Origin of the sequence: Brevibacillus sp. HB1.1 (assembly GCF_013332445.1) — a bacterium.
Lineage (GTDB): Bacteria > Bacillota > Bacilli > Brevibacillales > Brevibacillaceae > Brevibacillus > Brevibacillus porteri.
In genome coordinates this window covers 414,464-438,968 of the sequence record NZ_JABMIV010000003.1, presented here as the reverse complement: position 1 = coordinate 438,968, position 24,505 = coordinate 414,464, and the positions used below count along the sequence as shown (strand labels likewise).

Below are 24,505 nucleotides of genomic sequence, written 5' to 3'. Positions count from 1 at the left end.
TCTCTACGACACTTTCAACACATATGTACATTGCGTGTTTATTCTTGTACACTTTTGATTAGATGTACAACAGGGACGATCCCTTTTCCTGTTAGTTTGGATAAGAGGTGACAATTTGAAACCGTTATTTTCGTTGGACAGTACACTCTCTTTCTTTGCGATTCCGATTCCACCTGATATGGTCAAAATACGCGCAGGTGAAACCCTAGGTGAATGGGTTGATAAAGAACAAAAAGGCAGAGTCGTCATCGTTTCTCCTACAACTACGCTCGAACAATCCATCAGCCACATTCTCGCTGGCCCAGGCGTTTCCGATCTGCCTACACTCGTCATCGTGGATGAACAAGGGACTCCGACGGGAATGGTTGAGCCATACCAGCTCATGACTGCCTTTGTCGTGTTGACCCAAAACCAGTCTGCCCTGCTCAGTACCTTGATGGGTACGATGAGTGAGGCCGTCACTATCGTGGACTCCCGCAACGTTGTCCAACACTGGAATCGGGCAGCAGAAACCATTTATGAAATCGATCGCGAGCAAGTCGTCGGAACTTCTCTCGATGAGCACTTCGCCAGTGAATCGATCCGCCTGCTCGATGCCCTGCGTCAAGGGACATCTGTTCAACGTGTCTATCACATTCCTCGTCCTGATAGTCATGTACTCATTAATGCGGCACCGATTCGCCGCGAGGGTGAAATTATCGGCGCGATTTCCATTGAACAGGATATTACTGAGCTGGTTCGTCTCAATGAAGAATTAGCACATACGACGGCCCATCTCCACAATTTACAGCAAGAGATGAGTCGGTTTCAGGCAGCAGACGATCCTTTTTATGCAATCAAGGGGCATTCCGCCTCGATACAATCCGCTATTGGTTCCGCAAAAAAAGTGGCGCAGACGGATGCGACTGTACTGATTTATGGAGAAAGCGGCGTCGGGAAGGAACTGTTTGCCAAAGCGATTCATCAGGCAAGTCGCCGACATGAGAAGCCTTTTATCGCGATCAACTGCGGTGCCATTCCTGCTGCGCTGTTCGAAAGTGAGCTGTTTGGCTATCAGGGCGGTGCTTTTACTGGAGCCGAGAAAAAAGGCAAGCCTGGCAAGCTGGAGCTGGCGCATGGCGGGACGCTTTTCCTCGATGAAATTGGGGAGCTGCCGCTAGAGTTGCAGGTCAAGCTGCTTCGTGCCTTACAGGAACGGCAGTTTTACCGCGTAGGCGGAACAGAGCCGATCACCGTTAACACACGGATCGTAGCAGCGACAAACAGACAGCTGGAGCAAATGGTTGCAGACGGTCGTTTTCGCGAGGATTTGTATTATCGGCTGAACGTCTTTTCTCTGGAAATCCCGCCGCTGCGTGAACGACGCGAAGATTTGCCAGAGCTCGTGCAAATTTTCATTCATGAGTATTCCGTGGCCCATGACCACTCCGTACCACGCATCTCTCCCGAGGTCATGCAAGCGTTGTTCGAGTACAATTGGCCTGGGAACATCCGACAGCTTCGCAACGTCATCGAACGTCTGTCGATCCTGCAAGAAAACGGTGTTATATTGCCTGAGCATCTGCCGACTGTCATTCGCAGCCACGCAGAACCCACCCAAGTTTCTGTGCACACACCGATTGGGGGAACGTATGCGCCGCCGACTCCGACGCCGCCGTCAATCCTACGTCCGTCGATTGCGTACACTGCTCCACCTGTGAACGAAAAAGAGCGCATTCTGGCAGCATTGGAGCGCACGTATGGCAACAAAAAGGCAGCAGCCGAGCTGCTCGGCGTATCTCGCGGAACCCTTTACAATAAAATGAAGAAGTTCAATATAAACGAGGAGTCTTTCAAATGGGATTGATCACATGGTCGGATGATAATACGTATCAAATCCATTATGCCGGGGAAACGATTGTCCTTTTGCCGAAGGAATACGCCTTGTTTCAATTTCTGTACACGTGGAAAAATCGGTCCTTTTCAAGGAGTGATTTGCTGGATCGCGTCTGGCCGCTGGAAGAGCCTACTGACCGTACTGTCGACGATCACATTTACCGCTTGCGGAAAAAATTACAAAAGTGGTCGCATCTGCTCACGATTGATACGGTCCGAGGAGTCGGCTATCGGCTTACGCTAAAAGAGCAGAAATCACCTAGTCCAACGATATTGAACAGCAATTTCTCAGAAACCATCAATAAAATGCTGAGCACCTATCACGGTATGGGAATGGGGGCCGCGTTGCAGACCCTTTATACTCATCAGAAGGTACTGGGCATTCAGATGGACCCATTTTACGCTACCTTTTTGCGATTTGTTGTCGGTGACTTCAACTGGTTTGTAGAGGATAAAGCTACACCCATTTCCGACAAGCTGTTTTATATGTTCCATTTGTACCATATGACGGAACTTGACTCGCAAAAAACAGTAGAAATTTTACAATGGGCTCTGAAAAACGCGAAAAGTATGCCTGAAAATTATCAGGATGAGCTACAGATCACCGCAATCAGTGTCTACGCCCAAGCCAAAGAGTGGGAGCGAGCAAAAAAACAGCTGATACCTGCTAGAGAGGTTATCGACCGAGTCAATTCACCCGGCTTTCGACTCTTTTTTCAAGCAGAAGAAGCCCTCCTGTATCTACTCATGGGTGAGAGTGACGAAGCTGAGAAAGTCATTCAACGCTCTGAGGAAATCTTGCAAGAACTCCCTATGCAGCGTGAGCTCGGCAGCTTTACCATTGCGCGCGGTCTTTGTCTGTACCATCGACAGGAGATTGCCAAGGCGCGCCGATTGGTCGATGAAGGTCTGGAAGTAGTACGAAGCACCAAGTTCGTCCCCCATCTGATTTATGGCGTACAAATGATTTTGTTGTTCTTAAAAAACTTCGGCTACGATTCGGAATGGGAGCGCAAATACCAGAAAATGTGGGCGGAATTATCCGAAGAGTACCAGTTTGACTACTTGCAGAAAAAGATTCGTGCCATCATCCCATCGACTATCTGATATTCCTCTGACAAATCCCTTTTATCATCGATTTAACAGATCGATGGAGGGATTTTTTTGTTAAAGGAAAATAGAACGTTTCGCACACTGTTCATCTCTTACGGACTGTCTACGCTTGGCGATTGGTTTGATTTTATTGCGGTATCCATCCTGTTAGGGTTTGTGTGGAAGGTTGATCCGATGACCATGGCTCTCCTGCCGGTTGCCTATGCGGCTCCAAGCATTTTGCTCGGGCAGTTTGCCGGGGTGCTTGCAGACCGCGTGAACAAGGTACGTATGATCATGACCATGAATATCATTCAGGCTGCTCTCACTCTGCTCCTACTTGCCATGCCTACTCCACTCTGGTTCCTGGTGGTCATTGCCCTGCGTTCAGGTGCCTCTGTCTTCAATGATCCAGCGCAACAGACCTTGACGCGTCAAATCGTACCTGAGAATCAATTGTTACAAGCCTCTGCTTTGAATGGAGCCGTATATCAGATGGGGAAATTGATTGGTCCACTTGCCGGAGGATTGGTAGCGGCCGTTTTTGCACCTGCCATTTGTCTGATGATTAATGCTTCGACCTTCCTTCTCTCTACTGGATTTCTGTTCACGATTCGGAAAGTGGAGAATACGTTGTCTCGTACATCCGTAGAAGAGCAGCCTCTCCCTTACCGTCAAGCATGGCAAGAGGGATGGCGGATCTTTTTGCAAAACCGTGTCCTGTTGTTCAGCACGATCTTCGCAACCGTTACCTCGTTGGCGATTCAATTGGCGGATACACAGTTTCCCGTGATCTTCCGCGAGAAGCTGCCCGACAATCCGGAAATGCTCGGGTTTACAGTCAGTGTCATTGGATTAGGCGCACTTGTTACTGTCACCTGGCTACATCGTTTAAAAGAGATGCGTTCCTACGGGTGGGTGCTGGGCGGTGGCGTATTGCTCATCGGAATTAGCTTTTCGTGGATTGGATTTTTCCAGGCTGGTGCTGGCATGTATTGGCTGCTGATTCCCGCTTTATTGGCAGGAATCGGAACAGGTCTGACTTCGGTCGGCGCCAATTATCTGGTACAAAAAGAAAGCCCCCCGCAAGCACTGGGCCGTGTGAGGGGAATTATCGATTCATTGACGAGCGCTACTTTCATTATTGCTCCGTTGCTCGGTGGCGTCATTATGACCATCTGGGGTCCAAACACTGCTTTTTTATGGGTCGGAATGTTAATCGCTACGATTGGTGGAGGCGCTGTTCTCTTACAACGATGGATTTGGGGGAAACGAACAAAAGACGTGGCTGTTGCTACCGCTACGGCTGGATCGGAACGAGTCGGATAATTTTATCGTCCCCTTCTCTCGGATTTCCACGACCATCGCGGTTGTTGGTCAACAAATAGAGTGCGCCGTCTTTTCCTTCGACCACATCGCGCAATCGTCCGAACTCGTCTTGGAACAAAGTAGCAGCCTCCAATACCGTATCAGGTCGAGTAGCGTCTAAGCTAATTTTCTGAAGCTGCGTACCCCTGAGGTTCGCTACGAGCAGTTGTCCTTTCCACGGCCCTTTGGATACAAACGTCATGCCAGAAGGAGCCCATGTCGTATCACCGCTTTGCAGGAGGGGGGGGTTCATCCCCTCTTTTTGCTGTTCACCAGAAATGACCGGCCAGCCGTAATTTGCGCCTGGCTCGATCCGATTAATCTCATCATGTGCAGTCTGGCCGTGCTCCGAGCTGTAGAGTATTCCTGTATCCGGATACCATGCGATGCCTTGCGGATTGCGATGTCCATAGCTGTATACAGGTGAGCCGGAAAAAGGATTGTCAGCAGGAATGGTTCCATCCAGATTGATACGCAAAATTTTTCCGGCGAGACTTACCCGATCTTGCGCAAGCATCGGCTCATGCGCATCGCCTGTCGTAATATAAAGACGCTGATCCGGACCGATTTTGATCCGTCCTCCGTTGTGGATCGAGCTTCCCGGGATTTTATCGAGGAGTACCTTGTCAATCTGTCCTGCATCGTTTGCTTCTCGTAGTCGCAGAACACGATTGAAAGTAGCCTCTCCCTCTTTGTATGTATGGTAAACGTACAAGTAGTGGTTATTCGCAAAATCAGGATCGAGCACAAGGCCCAACAGCCCGCCCTCTCCCTCGCTGATGAACGGGGCAGGGAATGAGATGAGCGGATCCGGCAACAGCTTGCCTGACTGGATCACTCGCACTCTTCCTGGTCGCTCTGTGAAAAAGATTCGACCATCCGAGGCTATATCCATCGCCCACGGCACAGCCAACTGATCAGCCACTACCTCCATCCGATATGGAAGAGTCTGTTGAGCTGGCTGCGACTCAGGAGCGGGATTCGCCTCACAGGCCACAACCGGCATACTCAAGATCAAGGTAAGAACACACACCATCCATTTTTTCCACATCTCACGTTTTCCTCCCTGTGCGATTTTCCAGTAGGAACCAGGCAGCATTTTAGACAAAGCTTCGCGAATGTACGCTTATGATCCTTTTTTCACTGCGAAAAAATCTGTTTTGGATGTCCTCCAGCAGTTGTGCCGGGACCGAAGCCCGGTGACATGTTTTCCAGTCGCCTATATCCTCTCTTCGTTCGGGCGGTCTCCTTCCAAACATATCACCGTGCTTCCACAACTGAGGTGGGCGTCCAGCTTTTTTAGAACGTTTGTGTAGTTAATCAGAGAAGTCTTTCCGTTTTTCTTTATCTTTTTTTCCTCTTTTATGCCTTTAAAATGTTGACTGAAGCCGCGTAGGAAGAAGCGGATTTCCAGTCCAAGCGCCTTTGGAGCCCAACCCAGCGAAGGAATGAATGTCGGGGGTTTTCAGCTTCACTTATGATATACTCCCTTGAAACTTCAACGTTTGAAGCGCTCCCGACATTCATTCCGTAGCGGACAGCCCCCGCCTCCCGGCAGGGCGTAGGTTGAAGCGTAGACTGGAAATCCGCTTCTTCCCCCCACTACAGCCCCTCCTAATCTACCCCGGAAAAAAGACAAAAAAAAAATTGGTCCCCATTGAACCAATTCACGAAAAGACCTACTCGATATTCACTTGTCTTCGTTCCTCGATTTGTCGATGCAAAATGTACTTTCGCAAATTGTGAAAGTGACGTGCATTGATTCCTTTGATCGTACAGCCGTAAAAATAGTTCGGACCTTCTATTCGTTCATGAATGATAACCAGGTCAGTTTTCACTACCCCATCCGGGCGATTGCGACCATGCAATTCAAAGGAAAAAACAATTTGCTGATCCGCAGGAATATGTTTGTCTGAGCGGAATGCCAAGCCTCCCAGGCTCAAATTCACCAAGTACACCATTTGGCTATAAACGGAAAAAAATGAGTCTGGCTCCTGCGTCGGATACTGGATCCAGCCCTTAACCTCCATGTCGAAACGGGGATAGCGTCTGCGCTGTTCCCGAAATTCAGTAGCTGTTGGAGAGTGGAACAAAAACAAGCGATTTTTGTCTTTAGCCACGACTACGGCTTCAAACGTATTGATCGTTTCATAATCAGCCGTCAATAGACAAGGGATCTGATCCCCTACAGTGACATCCAATGGGCTGGGAAATACGGCTTCGATCAAGTCTCCTTCTTCATAGGTAACATGACCTTCTATCACTCGATTCCCTTTTCTAATTTGTATTATGCTTTCCATCTGCGTTCTCCACCACTTCGCACAATTATATTACCGGGATTTCCGAAATCTTTACCTGGATGCTTTTCGCGGAAAATAAGGTATAATGGGAACATTGACAGATAGGAGGTTACAGACCGATGAATCGTTATCAATTGGTAACACTGGCTTTGGCATTTTTGGTAACCGCCTGTCTCATCGGAGTTGGCATTGCCATTGGGGAAAAAAGCCCCCTCGGTATCCTTGGCTGTATCGTTGTTGCCTTCTCGTTGATGGGATTTGGCTTTTCGTACAAGCGCAAGCATATGCGCTAACCTCTTCTCCGTTATCGCCGTACAAGTAAACTGTTCACATAAAACAGGACAGAGGGCAAGCCCTTTGCCTGCTTCAGTAGTTGTCTAGCGATAGTATAAATGTGTGGCTGGCTCCGATTCACCTTGCGATCCGCGAGATAAAACGCGACTAGCCCGTCCACGATCATACGGTGAAATGCAGGATTTGGCAAGCGTTTAACGCTTGCCTTTGCTTGTTCTATGAAAAGCTTCAAGCGTTCAGTCGCTATCCGTTCTGAATCGTAATAGCTCACAAAGTTTAAATCTCCACCCATTTTATCTTCTTCCAGGTCAATTAAATAGTCTAATAAAATATGTAACCCGCACAGCCATGGAAAGTAAGCTTCACTTACCATTTGAATTTGCTCTTCCCCTACATCTGGATCAGTCGACAAGCAAAAAAGAGCGAATATCCCGATGGTCGAGCCTGTGACAGCCGCAAATTCTTGCCAGTACAAATCATGATAGCGTTCCTGATACTGATCCCACCACGTCAACAAGTGATCCTCGCGCAAATGGGGAGCAATGTGCTTGTATACTTGCAAATCACTATACAAACAAGAAAACTCGAGTATCTTTGCCTGGATTTTTTCATAGGCTGGCAATTGTGCGACATGTTGTTGACAGGTCTGAACCAGCCCAGCCAAAAAGCCGCCGTCATCCTTATCCACGCGGTACAAATAATAGTCGCGTAATGGCGCGCCTGGTGTCAGTGCATCCTGCATCGACACGTGAAGCTGACGGAAGTCTTGCGGGTCTAATGACGTGCTGCGATCACACAGATTATCCAAGTAGTCACTGATCGTTTGGTAGGCGACAATCAGCGGGACAATTGTCTCTACATGCGGGATGACCTGTGCAGCATAAACACATCCCCCTTGGCAGTGAAACTTTTTGGAGTTCATGCTGTCTTGTGCCTGTTTTCTCAGCTCGGGATTGGGAATCGCCTGTGCTCTTTTGTACCAGGCCGCAAACTCTCGCTCCAGAACAGGTTGCACATGACGATAGACTCGGTAAAGTAGCTGCCATGGATTACGTAGTTCGCTCACTTACTTCCCTCCCAAAACAAATGTAAAACGGAGGCATTCCCAAGCTTTTATCAGCTTACATCGAAGCCCTCGCTCATGACCAATAGAAATATCTTATCACATTTGGATGCCCACTCCAAAAATCAGCCCTGAAATACACCAATTCGTCTTTTTGACTCCATATAGAGTACAAAAATAAACTTTTTGGTATTGATACGAGTAGAAGAGATCGTCATTTCCATCTGATTCTCCAGCTCCAACATGCGTTTTCGCACCTCGGTAAAATCAAAGAATGTGGTCGCGTAGCTCTCGAATTTGGGATTACTGTAATCAGTCAGCCCAAGGGAAGCCAGATGGGTTAATGCCTGATAAATGGCTCTGCGAACCCGTTGCTCAGCGGCCTTCGTTTCCTTTTGGATCAGGACAGTCACTCCCTTACCCAGCTTGCGGGCAGCAATCGCCCAAAAAATATCGCGTAAAGGTGGGAGATTCACTTCCCCATCCCTTTCCTTCTCCCAGTGATACAGCCACTCCATCATGTCGAGTAAATCTTTGCTGCCTTTTTCGCTAATCATCCCCAGTTCGGTTAAGAGAAACCGTGCGGAAGACAAGATCCCCTTTTCAGGATACGTTGTTTCTTTTGAAAGAGCTGCCGTCACGTTCATACTGCCGGACAAAACGGAAAGCGACCGCTGAATACCCTCGATGGATTGCTGCAGCAATATGCGTTCCCGTACCTTTTGCAGAACACTGATGACCTCCAGTCGATTCACCGGTTTGGTCACGTAGTATTCGATCCCTGTCGCATACGCCTCTGCGATTATCTCCTTCGTTTCGATTTGCGAGATCATGACAATCTTGCCTGTAAAACGCCTCAGTTGGCGCACTGTTTCAATGCCATCTCGATTCGGCATCAAAAGATCAATCAACAAGATGTCTACTTGCTTCCAATTCAAAAAATCGTGGTCAATCTGTAAACCATCCTCTGCTTCCCCACATACCTCTCCCAAATCAGCATCCTCTATGATCTGAGCGAGCATGAATCGAATCGCCGGATCGTCGTCCACGATGAAGTAGCGCATTAGGTCACCCTTTCTGAATCAGAGTTGCGATTGGCAGGCGAATGCAAAATTGTGTGGTTTGTCCGCACGAGGCCTCGGCTATATCAATCCTTCCTTGGAGATTGTCTGTCACTTCCTTTACGTATGAAAGTCCTATCCCCGTGGAAGGCCTGCCCGATACGTCGTATTTGGTCGTGAATCCAGGCATGAACAAGAGCTCCTTGTCCTCCACCACAATGCCTGGCCCATCATCGGTCACATCAAAATGAATCCACTCCTGACTCTCGTCAATGGAGGCAACGATCGAGACCATCCCCTGGTCACGGATTGCTTCAACACTGTTGCCGACCAGATTGTTGATGAGTGAGAGTGTCGTGTAAATGTGGCAAGCGAGATAGGGCACCTCCACATTCGTTTCAAACTGAATGTCCTTCTCCAACAGTCTCGCGTACTTTCGTTGCACCTGAACAATAATAGCAATCAATTCGCCCAGTGGCATATAATCTCGTTCGTTCTCGTCAGTAATCAGCTTGGAAAGGCCTGCATATATGCGTTGATTGTCCTTTTTCACTTCATGCACTTGTCCGGCAAGGGACAGTAGCCGCTTTGCATATCGCTTGCTCGTCCCATCCTTGTGCTCCACCTCGTTCATCTCGCGATACAACTCATAGCAGCTGCGCGTGATTTCCTCGACCTGATGCAATGTCTTTTTTAGATGAACAGATTCCTCGTACAAGTTGGAAATGAGCATCAACATCTGCTCGTTTCGATTGCGCTGTTGCTTTTCCATCCATTTCGCCTGACGCAGCTGAATCATATTGAAAAAACTAAGGACAAAAAAACTGCGTATCAAAGCAATGACGGCAATCGGCCCTACGACCTCCAGCTGAAAGACTCCCTCCCAGGACACAGCACGAAAGGACAGCTCTACCAAATTGGCAGCTATTTCTGAGACTGTCCCCAACAGTCCCACCCAAAGCGGTCGATGATGTAGTGTATTAACGCGCAAGAGCGAGAATAGACAAGCAAAGGTAGCGTAATAGCAAAAGGCGGGGAAATGCATCTGAAGAGAAGGCAGAAACGAAAAGACATCTCCATACAAGAAATCTAAGATTATTCTAAATAGAACAACAATTAATCCAGTTACTATCCCTGCCAAGAAAGAAGGACGCAGCCACAATAAAAAAAAGAAAAAAGCCGTTGTACCAAAGCTAATGCGGAAATCATCTTGAAACGGGTGGAATTTGAGCTCCCCGGCAATCGGGACAGCAATGAGCATAAGCAGCAGGATCGAAAGGGTCTCTCTCATACAATGTTGCCCGCACTTCCTGTTTATTTCTTAGTTTACTATATTTTTCTATAGATTTTTGTAGTTTTTTATAGACCTCCCCTTACAATGCCAAGGAAAGTTATATAAACAGAACATTTAGACTAGGGGGAATTATCTTGAAGAATCGTCATTTTCTTCTCTCGCTCACACTACTTCTGTCCATGTCGCTCATCACGGCATGTGGTGGTGGCAACTCTTCACAAGGAGGTGCAGGTGGAGGCGCCGATCCCTCCCAATTAATTATTGCAACAGGCGGTACAGGCGGCACTTATTTCCCACTCGGTGGCGGCATGGCTGACCATATAACGAAAAACGCTGGCCTCACTGCTACAGCACAAGCCACAGGCGCTTCAGCAGAAAACATTCGCCTCCTTCGTGATAAAAAGGCGGACATCGCCTTCACGCAAAATGACATTGCCGAGTATGCGTCAAAAGGAACGAACATGTTCCAGCAAGACGGTAAAATTGATTCCTTCCAAGCATTGGGCGCTCTCTACGATGAGACCATCCAAGTCGTCGTCTCTGCTGACAGCAATATTAAAAGCGTTGCCGATTTGAAAGATAAGCGCGTATCTGTAGGCGCTCCAGGAAGCGGCACTGAAGTGAACGCTCAGCAAATTTTAGAAGCATATGGCATGACCTTTGAAGACACCAAGCTCCAGCGCCTCTCCTTCGCTGACTCAGCCAAAGCCATTCAGGACGGCCAATTGGATGCTGCCTTCCAAACTGCTGGTACGCCTACCGCAGCAATCACGGAGCTGGCAGCAACAACTGGCGTAAAAATCATTCCTATTGATGCGGACAAAATCGATGCGATCATCGCCAAATACCCTTACTACGTGAAAACAACCGTCCCAGCCAATACGTACCAAACCGTTCCGGAAGAAGTGACCACCGTCTCCGTCAAATCAATGCTTTTGATTCGCTCCGATCTCAGTGAAGGCCTCGTGTACAAAGTAACAAAGGCGATCTTTGAGAACAGCGACAAGCTCGGTCACGCCAAAGCCAAAGAAATCAAGCTGGAGAACGTGAAGAACGGCGTCAGCATCCCTGTTCACCCGGGCGCCCAAAAGTACTTTGACGAAAAAGGCGTGAAGTAAAGCCAGATGGTTTTTATCCAGGAAGTATCAAAGCAAAGAGGGCGGACGTTGTTCCGCCTTTTCTCCTTCTTTCTTCTCGTCATTGTCATTTATGTGGGCATCGCCACTCCGCTGATTCCCGCTCTGGTTATCCGGGATACTCAATCGAATCAGGTAGTTTGGCGTGCAAACATATACAATGAAGCAGCCTTTGGCATCCGCTGGACTCATTCCATTCATCGGTCGACAATCGAGGAGCAATACCGGATTGTAGATGGTCAAATTATTTTGTCAGAGATGAGCTTTCACGACTACGGTATCGGCATGGAAAATGAATTGGCTCCTGGCGAGGAGCTGATTCTGGCCGATGGACGATTCCACATTCGCAATATGCAGCGCTCTTTTCCTGCCCTGCGGCTTTTTATCGGGCAAGTACGGGCTAATCATACGTTGCTTTTCGCTGGACAGGATATTCCGTTGAGCTTGATCGACAAGCCAGGAGAAGCCATCACGATTCAGGCAGAAAAGCGATCCATTCTGAGCGAGTTAGGAGGTTACTAGATGAGTACAACAACGAATATGAACCAACAAGAGATGGATAAGCTGATCGCGCAATATGACAAGGAATCAGCCACACGCCAGCTCGCGGGTCCTATGAAGTGGATTTCTTTTGGTCTACTTGTCCTCTTCTCCCTGTACCAGTTATCCAGCACGCTTTTCTTCACGCTGCCTCCCCAGATTCATCGTCCGATCCACTTGGCCTTCGGACTGGCACTTGTCTATCTGTTATATGCAGGAACATCCAAAGGCAACCGTAACAAAATCGGAATCGTGAACATGATTCTCGCCTTGTTGGGTGTCTTCGTATCGCTGTATTGGGTCATTGACTACGAAGGACTCGTGACCCGAACAGGTAACTATACGACGATGGATATGGTGGTCGGCGGTATTGCCATCGCGTTCGTCCTAGAGGCTGCACGACGAGTCGTCGGAATTCCAATCGCTCTCATCGCCACTATTTTTCTTTTATACACCTACTTCGGACCTTACATGCCAGGCTTTTTGGAGCATCGCGGCAGTGATGTCGAGCGGATTATTGGGCACAGCTACTACACACTAGAGGGTATTCTCGGTACTCCGCTCGCCGTTTCCTCTACCTTCATCTTTTTGTTTGTGCTATTTGGCGCGTTTCTCGAAAAAACAGGGGTCGGTGAGTATTTTAACGATTTGTCGCTGGTCATTGCAGGCAGACGAATCGGTGGCCCTGCGAAGGTGGCCGTATTTTCCAGCGCCTTGCAAGGGACGATTAGCGGCAGCTCCGTTGCCAATGTCGTTACCTCCGGCGCCTTTACCATCCCGATGATGAAACGGCTCGGCTATCGTTCCGAATTTGCCGCGGCGGTGGAGGCCTCGTCCTCTACTGGTGGACAAATCATGCCGCCTGTCATGGGGGCTGCTGCCTTTTTGATGGCGGAATTCATCGGCGTTCCTTACTTGGAAATCGCCAAATCTGCAATCCTTCCTGCGATTTTATTTTTCGTGGGCATCTGGATTATGACGCACTTCGAAGCAAAGCGCCTCGGGTTACGCGGACTCTCCAAGGAAGAACTACCGAACAAAAAAGAAGTTTTGAAAAAAATGTACTTGCTCCTCCCCATCGTGATCATTATTACCGCTCTGATGATGAACATATCAGCCGAGCGCTCCGCGATTATCGGCATCATCTCCACCATTATCGTGGGCGCCTTCCGAAAAGAAACCCGCATGTCTATTGCTGATATTTTAGAAGCACTTGCCTCAGGTGCCAGAATGGCTCTCGGTGTCGTGGCCGCAACTGCGTGTGCCGGAATTATCGTCGGTACGATTACGTTGACTGGGATCGGATTGAAGCTGGCAAATGGCTTGATTGATTTGGCTGGCGGTCAGCTTTTCCTTACGCTGTTTTTCACGATGATCGCATCGCTTATCTTGGGCATGGGAACACCTACGACGGCGAACTACATCATCACTTCTACCATCGCTGCCCCGGCACTCATTCAATTGGGTGTACCAGCTATCGCTGCTCACATGTTTACATTCTACTTCGGAATCGTTGCAGACATCACGCCGCCAGTTGCGCTTGCTGCCTTTGCCGCATCAGGCATCGCCAAGTCAAAGCCGATCCGGACAGGTGTAGAATCCACGCGGCTATCAATCGCTGCTTTTATGGCTCCCTATATTTTCGTCATCTCACCAGCCTTGCTGCTGATTAATACCACCTTGCTCGAATCGATTTGGGTTATGCTGACTTCAACGCTTGGGATGATCGGGGTGGGAGCAGGGTTGATCGGCTATTGGATGTCCAAGCTAAACGTCTTGGAACGTATCCTCGCAGTTGCAGGTGGCGTGCTCGCGGTCATCCCTGGGATCGAAACGGATATCGCCGGTTTTATTTTGCTAGGGCTCGTTTTTTCCTTATCGTATTACAAAGCCCGTAAGCAAAAACAATCTGTGCAAACGACAATATAAGAAAACAAACAAAAACCCTCCCAAGCATTCATTTCCTGTTGCCAGGAAGCTCTCTTGCCTAGGAGGGTTTTCTTCTTTTATTCTTCTTGTTCGCTTCGAATCATTTTGGTCCAGCCGTCTACTTGCTCCACGCGGCGTTCCTTCATCAGCTTGCCGAGTGCCCGCTTGAAGCTGGACTTGCTCATTTGGAATTTTTCTCGGATGACATCCGCTTCTGTCGAATCGGTGTAAGGCATCGCCCCGTCACGATTGATCAAATAGCGCAGCAGCTTGTCCGCATCTTCGCCATACTGTACTTCCTTGCGTTCTTTCATAGAACCGTTCAGACGGCCATCCTCACGTACAAAGCTAATACGGCAGCGCACAGTTTGTCCGAGGCGCAGACGTCCTACCATTTCATCACGATGAATGAAAAGGATATGCTCGTCTTCCGTCAACAGGAATGCACCTGCTTGAATCACTTTGTAGACCGTACCCTCGACAGACTTGTTCTTCATACTCTGATCTGCCATTGCTGCGATCTTGACGATTTCGTTTTCAGTGACCGGCTTTGCCAAGAGTCTGCCGAGCTTGTCTTGCTTCAGCGCTACCAGCATTTGATCCTTGGGACGCGGCCATTCATCGCTATGCTTGGGCAGGTCATCGATGAACAAGAGCAGATCCTTGTTAATGCCGTTGTCAAGGAATACACCCATGCGCGGAGAGATGTCCACTACTTCCAGCCAGCCGTATTCACCCATGCCGACATGAGGCATGTCCATGGTCGCAGCCAGTCGGTTTTCGTGATCATGGTACAAAAACACTTCGACCTCATCATCGATATGTAAACGCTCGTGCGCTTCATTGGCATGGAGAAACACTTCATCTTTGCCATCGCGCAAAAAATAGCCGATTTCCGTTTTTCGCGCTACCGTCATGGTAAGCGTCATCCCTGCCTCCAAATTGCCGTTCTGAATGATTTGGGGCTCACGCTTTTCACGCATTTGTCTTTTGTACATATTTATTTTTTCCTCGCTCTCTACCATTGTGCACACTAACTATACCCATCCCCCGCAAGAAAATACCACAACTTTTTTCTAACAAAATAACGATGCGAAACGAAATAGGCAAGTCTTCCATTCACGGACATACATATGACAGTAAGACTGGCTTGGCCCTACTTTTCCAAGACTGGAGTGACTCTTGCCTATGCTGTTGTTGCTTGAACATATTTTTCTCGGCATTGTACAAGGCTTGACTGAATTTTTACCGATATCAAGCACGGGTCATCTCGTCCTATTTCGCAAAATGTTTGGCATGCAGGAGGTAGGCCTTTTATTTGACACGATGCTTCATTTCGGTACGCTAATCGCTGTCGTTATTGTCTTTTGGCCACAGGTTCGTTTTATCATCATGAATCCGATGAGCAAGCTGACAAAGCTATTGGTCGTAGGCACGATCCCTACCGCAGTGATCGGACTCGCCTTTGAAGATTATTTTGAAGAAATCTCCCAGACAGGCATTACGATCGGCTGGGAATTTCTTGCGACAGGCGCGATCCTCTGGGCAGTGGAGTCCATGCGCCGTGGAAATCGGAGATTCGAGGAAATCAACTACACGGACGCCCTCATCATCGGAACACTGCAAGGTGCAGCGATCCTACCTGCTATTTCCCGCTCAGGGCTGACGATTGCCGGTGCTCTCCTGCGCGGAATCGACCGTTCTGATGCTGCGCGCTTTTCGTTTTTAATATCCTTGCCTGCGATTCTGGGTGCTTGTGTCTTACAAACAGCCAAGCTCGTAGAAACACCGCTTGAAACAGCTTTATGGATCCCGATGCTCGTGGGCACCCTGTTTGCCGGACTAGCTGGATATGTAGCCATTCGCTGGATGCTTACCATCATCAGTACAGGCTCGATGAAAGGCTTCGCTATCTACGTCTGGGTATTGGGTGGGTTAATTTTACTCATGCAGCTCTTGGGCTGGTAATGCGAAAAAAGCCGGCTGCTTGCTCGCCGGCTTTCATCTACTTTCTTCCTTGTCTGGATAACGGCTGGCAATTAATTTGCCTACCAATAAAATAATGCCATAAAACGCTGTTGCCAAAAGCGAAGTAGCCAGCCACGTCGCCGTCCCCAGCACCAGATAGAGTGCGGCATGAGCAACAAAGATACCTACCAGCCACACCATAATGTTCATTCGATTAAAAAACGTCATCAAACTACGCAATTGCCTCGCACCTCCACCATTCCATTTACTACTGTTATAGCCGATGAAACGGTGTTTTATCCCCTTACCGCTCTCCAAGATCAGGATGAGGCACAATTACCGCAAAGCCTGCTTGCTCCAGAATTTCTGCCAGTACGAAAAGAGGCGTGTCGGCAACCTCTCTGTACATTTTCGGTGTATGCAGATGGATCGCATCAGGAAAGTCTTCACTTAAATGGGTTCGCAATTTTTTCCCGCTGTCATCTTCATCGGTAAATAGGTATACCTCATCTGCATCTGCTGCTTCTGTTTGGGCGAGCAACTTTTCCCCTTTTTCCAAGCTGTAGGAACCGTATGTACAAAGAATAGTGACAGGCTCAGCCAGCACCCGAAGCAAGCGTTCTTTGTCTGTCTTCCCCTCCACGATCATGACACACCCTGCCATCCGTTCCCATCCTCCTGACGCACGCACGTTTTTTTATAGTATACCTCAACTCTCACCTAGGAAAATGAGGATGACTACTCCCTTTCGAAACAAGACATCTTAAGAAAGCATCCATTATCGAACAGGGGGTTGTACCATGTCCAAATTCAAAAGTGCCAAAAACTTGAATCAAAAAGGCTTGGCTGTTGCAGGGCTTACCAGCAGTACAGTTGCGGATGATACGCATACTGAAGACAACCAAGGATCATCCTATCAGCATCAACACAACAACGAAAATAGGAAGAATCAAAAATAAAAGGAATGAAATGGTTGCCTGGATAGAGTTTCCTTAGTAAGATAGTTTTATGAATATTGAACAACTTGAACTAACCGAAAAGCGAATCAAGATTTTTAAAGCGTTGGCAGATGAGACAAGGCTAGCCATTTTAAAGACCTTGTATCATTCCGGCAACGAGCTAAATTGTACAGAAGTAGGCTTTACCTGCGACACCTCCAAGTCCAATGCCTCCTATCATTTCAAGACACTTCGAGAGGCAGGACTGATCAAAGTCAGAAAGGATGGACAAGCACGGTACATGAGCATATATAAAGAAACCTTCGATCAAATATTGCCTGGCTTTTTAGATACCTTGTGATTGGTATCCTTTTTTTGCTCATCAGTTCAAAAGTTATTTAACTATAGAATCACAAAACAACGAGGAGAGATTTTTTATGGAACGCCTATTTTTGATGATCTTTTTCTTCACCATGTTTTTGATAGGTACGAATACATTTATCATTAGCCCACTGCTGCCAACCTTGCGAGAGTTATATCACGTATCCACTAACCAGGCAGCCTGGCTGATCGGAACGTATGCTCTCGGATTTGCTTTGACCGCTTTAGTCGCCGGTCCGCTATCCGATAATCGAAACAGGAAACATGTGATGGCATTCGGTATGCTCGGATTTGCACTTTCCACACTTGCATGCGCCTTTGCACCTAGTTTCGCCGCGATGCTCTTCTTTCGCTTTCTTGCCGGGACCTTCTCTGCCTTTATCGGTCCTCAAGTGTGGGCTGCCATTCCTGTTTTGTTTCCCCCTGCTCGTATCGGAAAAGCTATGGGGATTGTCATGGCAGGTCTTTCGGTTTCCCAAGTGATCGGTGTACCTATAGGCAGTTTTTTGTCCGCTTATCATTGGTCGTTTCCTTTTTTGGCTGTAGGAATTGCTTCTCTCGGAGCTTTTGTACTCATCATCCGAAAACTTCCCGATTTATTGCCTCCTACCGCCATAGCCGGACTTGGAACAAACAACGCCCGGGTGGCTATTTTTGCACGTTACATGGATCTGTTGCGACTGCCTCAAGCTTCACGCAGCTTTATCGGCTATTTCGTTTTCATGACGGGTGTCTATGCAGTCTTTTCATTCTATGGCGTATGGCTTTCCGATCAATATCAGCAATCCGTTACCCAAATTGGCTTGATCACTTTCGTTATCGGGCTTGGCAACACCGTTGGCAGCTTACTCAGCGGTTGGTTACTCGAGCGTTGGAAGACAAATACGATTTTGACCGTTGGGTTTCTGGGTAGCGCCCTGCTCTATCTTGTTTTGCCTTACATACCGGGAGTCGGCTTTTTGCAGGTTGTCCTCTTCTTCATGTACTGCTTCGGCGGTGTACTCGTGCCTGTCCTGATGGGGTACTTGCAATCATTGTCCGACACCTCGCGCGGTACCATATCGAGCTTGGCCAACGCCTGTATGTACATCGGAACTTTCATTGCCTCTTCTTTCGCAGGCAATTTGTATTCTATTTTTGGATTCGCGGGGGTCAGCACCTTCGCCACCTTCACTTTTCTTATCGCCTATCTTCTCTTTGTTTTGAGGACGGGTAAATTAAATGTAACCTCTCAAGCTTGAGTTCTTTACTTTCCCTCTTCGCCTTGCTACGCTATGGTCACATTCATTTTACCGCAGTCAGCAGGACGGAGAGGGTCAACGTGGATTCATCCCCATCTTTATGGAAAAACAGTTCGTTCCTCAAGCTTTGGCTTGCGCAAATGACAGCAAGCATCGGTGATCATTGCTACAGCTTCGCATTACTCTGGTATTTGCTCCAAGCAACCAAATCGGGTACGGTGCTCAGCCTGCTCGCAATCCCGGAAATGGTGGCGGGTCTGATGTTTTACCTCGTCGGCGGAGTTATGGCTGACCGGTACAGCCCGCGCATGCTCATGGTGGGTGCGGATGTTGCTCGAATTCTTGTCGCGATCACGGTTGGCATCATGGTCTACTTGGGTGTGGAAGAGTTTGCTTTTTTTCTGGCAGCCCAATTCTTGTTGGGGTTGTTCTCCAGTCTGTTTCAGCCAGCGCGAACCGTTGCACTCAAATCAGTGGTTCCCCAAGAGCAGCTAGGGCGAGCAAATGCCATCTTGGATACGACTTTCCGAACGATTCGGATTATTGCGCCAATGTCAATTGGACTGGTCGCTTCGATTATGCCGCTGTCTACTTTGTTTTTTGTGAACGCAGGCAGCTATTTAATTTCCGTCTTGTTCCTTTATGCCATCCGTATTTCGTTGACCGATCAACGAGGGGTATCTCCTACGAAAATGACACCCAGGCAGTACGCCCGGGATATTGCCGCAGGTTTACAGGAGCTAAAACAAAATCGTGCTCTGTTCTTGATTCTTCTCTTTAGCAATATGGGCTTTCTCGTTTGGCAGGTCACTTACACGGTGGGCTTCCCATTCATGGCCGAACGCATGCAACAAGGAAACGGAAGTACATTAGCTGTCTTGTTGGGCTTTTACGGGATCGGGAACTTGCTAGGAAGCCTGTACATGGCGCGATCGTTCTACACTCGCTATTTGTTTGTGATTATGATTGGTTGGGTGTTTCAGGCAGTCGGATTCCTGTTGCTTACGGCAGGAGGTACCGCTCACTGGATTGCCTTCCTCGGAGCAGCCGTGGCAGGGATCGGAGGACCGCTCATTGGTATCCCGACCGTGACTGCCATTCAAATCAAAGCATCCAGCAACAGTACAGGCAAAATTTTTGCGATCAACATGCTCATGTTCACTTTCTTTTGCACATTGTCCAGCAGCCTCGGTGCAATCTGGATGGGCAAATGGCCCGTCGAGCAGCTTTTTTTCGTTAGTGGACTATTCCTCGCTGTCATGAGCTTCGCAGGCTTTCTGATTGAAAAACGAAAACCAACGGAACAACACCAATCCTCATCTGCATAAGTAGCTTTTTTCATACCAAAAAGCCGTTTTTTCCTCCTTCAAGGAATCAACGGCTTTTTGTTTTCCTACATTTCAACTGGCTGTTGTTGTGTCACACAATGAATCATCCCACCATGTTTATAAAGCTCTCTGACATCAATGCCAATCACTTCACGGTCAGGGTATAGCTTTTGGATGATCTCGTTTGCGATTTTGTCATTCGGATCATGATAATTCGGCACTAGGACAACGGTATTCCCAATATAGAAATTCACATAGGAGCCTTTGTATCCCAAGTCCTTTCCATTCTCTAAAATGACATTGTGCTTACTGATTGGTAAATTCACGTACTTATACGGCTTACCCAAGGCATTCTTCGCCTTCAGCAATGTTTGGATATCCTTATTCGAGACACCCCATTCCTCTAAATCCTCTTCCTTCATCGTAATAATCGTTGACTGATCATAAAATTTGGCAAAACCATCAATATGAAAATCTGTAATATCGAGGCCTGGTACACCATCTAGCCAAATAAAATTCGTCGCACCAAGATATTCTTTCATATACTTCTCAACATTTGCTTCTGAAAATTTGGGATTTCTATTTTTATTCGTAACAGCACTGCGTGTCGATAAAAATGTACCATTCCCGTCCAATTCAAACGCTCCACCTTCAAGAACAAGCTCATTCAAATCAATTCGTTCCATTCCTGTTTGCTTGCTTAGCTTGCTTGAAAGTAATGCATCTTTTTTATACGGCGTTTTCTTGCCCCATCCGTTAAATCCCCAGTCCATCATTTTCAAGTTCTTATCCTTGTCGTATACAAAAATCGGCGCAGTGTCCCTTGACCATACATCGTCCGTAGGAGCAATGTAGAAGTCGATTTTGTCCATATGGATACCTTCCTCATACAGAAGATCATAAATATAGTCCTTTTCGTATTCATCATAAGCGACAATATGGACATTTTCCCCTTCACTTAAGGCAGCTGTCATCTCGATCCAAATGGACTCAACCTCTTCTTGATAACCTTTCCCATACGTAAAGTTATGCGGCCATACTAACCACGTACCTTCATGCTTGCTTTTTTCATCCGGCATTGTGTATTTGCCTACGTATTGTTTTTTCATGTTTTGACTCTCCTCGGCCTTACTTGGCATACACCCCATTAAGATCCCAGCTGTTAAGACGACCCCTGAGCACAGTACCATTATCTTCTTCATTTCATAATCCCCTCTTATTCTGGTAGCTTTCCCGCAAAAGTAGAGTAAGCCTTGACATAGCGTCAAGGTCAAGCAGTTATTGTCTCGCTTTTTTCATGATAGGAAAACTGATCTGTGTCACATACTCACAGGCAGGGCTGTCACATTCTGGGCCTTTCAAGTAGGTTTCGTAAGGCAGACCATCCAGACGGTAGCCGTTGCTATCTGCCCACTCTTCAAGTGCCATATGCGCGTATCCGATATCGTCATAACTTCCGAAATGCAAAGTAGTAGCAATAAACTGCTCGGGGAGCAGTTTGATCTGCCATTCGCTTGCTGTATTGCAGCCGTTCTCATGAATGATCGGGATCATCAACTCAATATTACTGTTGTCAGGGGTGAATTCTTCATCTAAAAACAAAACAGACGGAGCACCAAGTAACTGAATATGATTTTCTTCCGCTTGCGCGTATATAGAATCAATGTACTTGTCCATGTCCGCAATAGGAATTTGCAAGCTTTGACTGATGATACTTACTTCCTTTCTCATTCCGAGCAATATATCGTACGTTCTTCTCTTTCCTCGAATGATATCTTCCTTTTTTTCAATCATCTCCTGCATTTCTGCAATGATCTGTCTATAACGATTCACCTCATTGGACAGTTCATTTATTTTCGAGTGGATGAATTCGATAAAAAATTTCCTGTCGGATGTCTGAAGGATCGTTTTAATCTCTGGCAGAGAAAATCTGTATTCTTTCAACTTATTGATAAGTAATGCCGTTTCTAATTGACTCTTTTCATAGTATCTGTATCCATTCGTTTCATCGACATGCAAGGGCTTCAAAAGTTCTTCCTTGTCATAGTGTCGCAACATGCGCGGACTCATTTTGCAAAGCTGAGAAAATCTGCTGATTGTGTACATATGTCTCCCTTACCCTTTGTGATGATTTCAAGAAGCTATTATATCATTCAGTATCGAGACTCTGGTGATACCTACCAACGATATTTTCTCATTATTTGCAAAAAAACAATTGCAACCGGAATTTCCATGTCATATAATCTGACATAAATAAAAATAGTGTCAGATTATCTGACACGGATAAGAGGTGGATGGATGGAACCTACTGTCGCAAGTCTCTCGTCTGCCATTGACGCCACATGGGTCATGGTCTCGGCCATTCTGGTCATTCTCATGCAGGTTGGATTCGCCTTACTGGAAGCTGGCTCTACTCGCATGAAAAACGCTGGTCACGTCGCAGGCAAAACGGTCCTTACCTTCGGCATCTGCTCGATTGCCTTTTGGGCGTTTGGCTTTGGTCTGACGTTTGGAGACGGCAACTCTTTCGTCGGACTTTCCGGATTCTTTTTTGATGGCATGCAAAAAGACACTTTCTCCGCTTTTTCCGCTGCAACTGTGCCTATCTCGATTCTCTTCCTCTTTCAGCTCGCTTTTGCAGCCGTTTCACTCGCGATCGCCTGGGGTGGTTTCGCCGAACGTGCCAAGCTGTCCATTTATTTTATTTTCAGCGTACTGTTTACTGTCCTCATCTATCCTGTCGTCGGTCACTGGGTATGGGGCGGCGGTTGGTTGGCACAACTCGGGATGCAAGACTTCGCTGGTTCTACAGTTGTCCATCTCCAAGGTGCCATCGTCGCACTTGTCGCCACTATCCTTTTGAAGCCTCGCATTGGAAAATACAATCGCGACGGCAGCTCCAATCTGATTCCTGGTCACAACCAAGTCTACTCTGTCTTAGGTGTCCTGTTTCTTTGGATCGGCTGGTTCGGCTTTAACGCCGGCTCCACGCTCGGCAGTACATCTGGATTTTTCGGCTATATCGCCGTCACAACCAATCTCGCTACCGCAGCAGGCGCTGTCGCCGCTCTCACTATCTCCTGGATCGTCATGGGGAAAGCAGATATTCCAAGTATGCTCAACGGCGTCCTCGCTGCTCTCGTCGCAATTACAGCATCCTGCGCCTTCGTCGATCCGTGGGCAGCTGTTGTGATCGGTGCTGTGTCAGGTATTCTTACATTTTATACATCCATTTGGTTTGATCGCATGGGGATTGATGATCCCGTCTTCGCTTTTTCCGTGCATGGGGTGGCTGGTATTTGGGGAACGTTGTCCACGGGTTTATTCGCTACTCCAGAGCTTGCCGAAAAGGTCGGCGTAGGTGGTCCTGGGCTGTTTTATGGCGGCGGCCTGCATCAGTTAGGGGTTCAAGCGTTGGGCTTGGCTGGCTCCGCGCTCTACGTTTTCGTCGTAGCCTTCATCATTTTGTATGTGTTAAAAGTAACCATTGGCCTGCGAGTCACTGAAGAGGAAGAGGTGGTTGGTCTTGACCTTAGCGAACATGGGGGATACGGCTATCCCGAACTACTCCAGCCTGAACGCGTACGACCGGCTACATCTACCCAAACCAGCACCTCTCACTCTCTCACCTGAACAAGTGGAAAAAATACGGAATGTTGACTCCTTTGGCGAGCTGGCCTTATTGCGACGAGAATTGTTGGACCCTTCTCCGTTGCGTTCATTGAATCGCGCAGGGGAACTGGCTCCCTTTTCCATTGTCGTCAATCTGATTCACGACAATCTTATCCGACAAGGGGTACTCCTCGCAGTGAACGACCTTGCCAAAAGGGGCTTGGGTACCCCTCCCGTCCCCTTTGCCTTTCTGCAATTCGGCAGTGGCGGACGGTCAGAGCAAGCACTCATCAGCGATCAGGATAACGGCCTCGTCTATCAACTGCCAGATCATCTAGGCGAACAGGAAACAGAAAAGATACATGGTTACTTTCAATTACTGGGGGCGACAATCGTTGCTGGTCTGGAGGTAGCCGGTTATCCTCCCTGCCAAGGGAATGTCACTTGCCTCTCCCCAAAATGGCGAGGTAGCACCGAACAATGGCTGGACCAAATAGACAGATGGGTCTCTCACCCCATCTGGGAGAACGCTCGTTATTTACTGCTCGCAAGTGATGTGCGTGTCTTATGGGGCGAATCGGCCATTTTTACTCCTGTCCATGACCGCTTCCGCCAATTGCTTGCAGGGAACGCCTTTTTGCTGAATCGACTGGTAAGCAATACGTTGCATTATCGGGTACCACTCGGAATATTCGGCAGAGTTTTACCTGAAGTCCATGGACGCTTCCGCGGCGCCATCAATGTGAAGTACGGCATTTATTTGCCACTAGTGAATTGCGTACGGCATTTCGCCTTGGCGCACGGCATCTTTGCCAGCTCTACCTTGGAACGATTGGATCTACTCGGTGAAAAAGGAGTCTGGAGCAAAAGCTTTTGTGACGAGGTAGCCGCGTACTTCCGGCAAATTCAAGGTTTGCGCCTGATTGCTCCTCTCCATTGGGAAGATGGACAATACACCAGTAATAGCTATATCAAACTAGGGGAGCTTTCTCCTGACACCCAAGTGATGGTACGACAATCCATGAAGCTGGCGATCCGCCTGCAAAAAATGACAGAAAAGCTCCCGTCCGTTTTTGGGGGATAGG

24 protein-coding genes are annotated in these 24,505 nt (G+C 47.8%); 14 read left to right on the top strand and 10 right to left on the bottom strand.

Annotation, left to right across the window (positions count from 1 at the left end):
- Positions 1-115: 115 nt before the first annotated feature.
- From HPY27_RS11890 to HPY27_RS11880, 3 genes are read left to right on the top strand one after another with little or no spacing between them, the layout of a single operon-like run.
- Positions 116-1,846 carry a sigma-54 interaction domain-containing protein gene (locus tag HPY27_RS11890; RefSeq protein ID WP_017250040.1) on the top strand — a complete coding sequence of 577 codons (1,731 nt, stop codon included), beginning with the start codon at positions 116-118 and terminating at the stop codon, positions 1,844-1,846.
- Positions 1,837-2,982 (top strand): winged helix-turn-helix domain-containing protein, encoded by a 1,146-nt coding sequence (locus HPY27_RS11885; RefSeq protein ID WP_174225071.1) that lies wholly within the window; start codon positions 1,837-1,839, stop codon positions 2,980-2,982. The genes HPY27_RS11890 and HPY27_RS11885 overlap by 10 nt, the downstream gene beginning before the upstream one ends.
- A gap of 57 nt (positions 2,983-3,039) precedes the next feature.
- The gene (locus HPY27_RS11880; protein WP_174225070.1) at positions 3,040-4,296 is read left to right on the top strand and encodes an MFS transporter; all 1,257 of its coding nucleotides are present in this window, start codon (positions 3,040-3,042) and stop codon (positions 4,294-4,296) included.
- Here HPY27_RS11880 and HPY27_RS11875 read toward each other — a convergent pair.
- On the bottom strand, positions 4,268-5,386 hold the full coding sequence (locus tag HPY27_RS11875) for a PQQ-dependent sugar dehydrogenase (RefSeq protein ID WP_254612880.1): 1,119 nt from the start codon (positions 5,384-5,386) through the stop codon (positions 4,268-4,270). The two genes, HPY27_RS11880 and HPY27_RS11875, sit on opposite strands and share 29 nt — an antisense overlap.
- 628 nt (positions 5,387-6,014) lie before the next feature.
- Entirely contained in the window at positions 6,015-6,635 is a 621-nt protein-coding gene (locus tag HPY27_RS11870) for a PilZ domain-containing protein (protein WP_017250036.1), read from the bottom strand.
- Positions 6,636-6,754: 119 nt separating this feature from the next.
- Here HPY27_RS11870 and HPY27_RS11865 point away from each other — a divergent pair, with 119 nt between their 5' ends.
- Positions 6,755-6,928, top strand: coding sequence for a YlaF family protein (locus HPY27_RS11865; protein WP_007722723.1), 174 nt, complete (start codon positions 6,755-6,757; stop codon positions 6,926-6,928).
- Positions 6,929-6,939: 11 nt separating this feature from the next.
- Here the strand turns inward: HPY27_RS11865 and HPY27_RS11860 are convergent, their stop codons facing one another.
- From HPY27_RS11860 to HPY27_RS11850, 3 genes are all read right to left on the bottom strand, one after another.
- A complete protein-coding gene (locus HPY27_RS11860; RefSeq protein ID WP_174225068.1) occupies positions 6,940-7,995 on the bottom strand; it encodes a tetraprenyl-beta-curcumene synthase family protein in 1,056 nt (351 codons plus the stop codon).
- 122 nt (positions 7,996-8,117) lie between these two features.
- A complete protein-coding gene (locus HPY27_RS11855) occupies positions 8,118-9,056 on the bottom strand; it encodes a response regulator (protein WP_174225067.1) in 939 nt (312 codons plus the stop codon).
- 4 nt (positions 9,057-9,060) lie between these two features.
- Positions 9,061-10,344 (bottom strand): sensor histidine kinase, encoded by a 1,284-nt coding sequence (locus HPY27_RS11850; protein ID WP_174225066.1) that lies wholly within the window; start codon positions 10,342-10,344, stop codon positions 9,061-9,063.
- A 137-nt stretch (positions 10,345-10,481) separates the two neighbouring features.
- Between HPY27_RS11850 and HPY27_RS11845 the strand changes: the two genes are divergently transcribed.
- From HPY27_RS11845 to HPY27_RS11835, 3 genes are read left to right on the top strand one after another with little or no spacing between them, the layout of a single operon-like run.
- Entirely contained in the window at positions 10,482-11,465 is a 984-nt protein-coding gene (locus tag HPY27_RS11845; RefSeq protein ID WP_174225065.1) for a TAXI family TRAP transporter solute-binding subunit, read from the top strand.
- A gap of 6 nt (positions 11,466-11,471) precedes the next feature.
- The gene (locus HPY27_RS11840; RefSeq protein WP_174225064.1) at positions 11,472-12,005 is read left to right on the top strand and encodes a DUF1850 domain-containing protein; all 534 of its coding nucleotides are present in this window, start codon (positions 11,472-11,474) and stop codon (positions 12,003-12,005) included.
- A complete protein-coding gene (locus HPY27_RS11835; protein ID WP_174225063.1) occupies positions 12,006-13,952 on the top strand; it encodes a TRAP transporter permease in 1,947 nt (648 codons plus the stop codon).
- Positions 13,953-14,029: 77 nt separating this feature from the next.
- Here the strand turns inward: HPY27_RS11835 and HPY27_RS11830 are convergent, their stop codons facing one another.
- Complete coding sequence (locus tag HPY27_RS11830) at positions 14,030-14,950, bottom strand: CvfB family protein (protein WP_017250029.1); 921 nt, start codon at positions 14,948-14,950, stop codon at positions 14,030-14,032.
- Positions 14,951-15,140: 190 nt separating this feature from the next.
- Here HPY27_RS11830 and HPY27_RS11825 point away from each other — a divergent pair, with 190 nt between their 5' ends.
- The gene (locus tag HPY27_RS11825) at positions 15,141-15,920 is read left to right on the top strand and encodes an undecaprenyl-diphosphate phosphatase (protein WP_174225062.1); all 780 of its coding nucleotides are present in this window, start codon (positions 15,141-15,143) and stop codon (positions 15,918-15,920) included.
- 33 nt (positions 15,921-15,953) lie between these two features.
- Here HPY27_RS11825 and HPY27_RS11820 read toward each other — a convergent pair whose 3' ends face one another.
- Both HPY27_RS11820 and HPY27_RS11815 read right to left on the bottom strand, forming a co-directional pair.
- Positions 15,954-16,160, bottom strand: a complete 207-nt coding sequence (locus HPY27_RS11820; RefSeq protein WP_017250027.1) for a hypothetical protein — start codon at positions 16,158-16,160, stop codon at positions 15,954-15,956.
- Between the two features lie 64 nt (positions 16,161-16,224).
- Entirely contained in the window at positions 16,225-16,584 is a 360-nt protein-coding gene (locus HPY27_RS11815) for a toprim domain-containing protein (RefSeq protein ID WP_017250026.1), read from the bottom strand.
- Between the two features lie 136 nt (positions 16,585-16,720).
- On the opposite strand from HPY27_RS11815, the gene HPY27_RS11810 reads away from it, so the two are divergent.
- From HPY27_RS11810 to HPY27_RS11795, 4 genes are all read left to right on the top strand, one after another.
- Positions 16,721-16,879, top strand: coding sequence for a hypothetical protein (locus HPY27_RS11810; RefSeq protein WP_017250025.1), 159 nt, complete (start codon positions 16,721-16,723; stop codon positions 16,877-16,879).
- A gap of 49 nt (positions 16,880-16,928) precedes the next feature.
- On the top strand, positions 16,929-17,219 hold the full coding sequence (locus tag HPY27_RS11805; protein ID WP_017250024.1) for an ArsR/SmtB family transcription factor: 291 nt from the start codon (positions 16,929-16,931) through the stop codon (positions 17,217-17,219).
- 76 nt (positions 17,220-17,295) lie between these two features.
- Complete coding sequence (locus HPY27_RS11800) at positions 17,296-18,480, top strand: MFS transporter (RefSeq protein WP_174225061.1); 1,185 nt, start codon at positions 17,296-17,298, stop codon at positions 18,478-18,480.
- Between the two features lie 80 nt (positions 18,481-18,560).
- Positions 18,561-19,808, top strand: a complete 1,248-nt coding sequence (locus tag HPY27_RS11795; protein WP_174225060.1) for an MFS transporter — start codon at positions 18,561-18,563, stop codon at positions 19,806-19,808.
- 65 nt (positions 19,809-19,873) lie between these two features.
- Here HPY27_RS11795 and HPY27_RS11790 read toward each other — a convergent pair whose 3' ends face one another.
- Positions 19,874-20,956 carry an agmatine deiminase family protein gene (locus HPY27_RS11790; protein WP_371736742.1) on the bottom strand — a complete coding sequence of 361 codons (1,083 nt, stop codon included), beginning with the start codon at positions 20,954-20,956 and terminating at the stop codon, positions 19,874-19,876.
- A gap of 130 nt (positions 20,957-21,086) precedes the next feature.
- Positions 21,087-21,914: a MerR family transcriptional regulator gene (locus tag HPY27_RS11785; RefSeq protein ID WP_174225059.1), complete on the bottom strand. Its 828-nt coding sequence runs from the start codon at positions 21,912-21,914 to the stop codon at positions 21,087-21,089.
- A gap of 192 nt (positions 21,915-22,106) precedes the next feature.
- On the opposite strand from HPY27_RS11785, the gene HPY27_RS11780 reads away from it, so the two are divergent.
- Positions 22,107-23,441 carry an ammonium transporter gene (locus tag HPY27_RS11780; RefSeq protein ID WP_174225058.1) on the top strand — a complete coding sequence of 445 codons (1,335 nt, stop codon included), beginning with the start codon at positions 22,107-22,109 and terminating at the stop codon, positions 23,439-23,441.
- Positions 23,335-24,504 carry a DUF294 nucleotidyltransferase-like domain-containing protein gene (locus HPY27_RS11775; RefSeq protein ID WP_254612878.1) on the top strand — a complete coding sequence of 390 codons (1,170 nt, stop codon included), beginning with the start codon at positions 23,335-23,337 and terminating at the stop codon, positions 24,502-24,504. Before HPY27_RS11780 ends, HPY27_RS11775 begins: the two co-directional genes overlap by 107 nt.
- The last annotated feature ends 1 nt before the right edge of the window (position 24,505 follow it).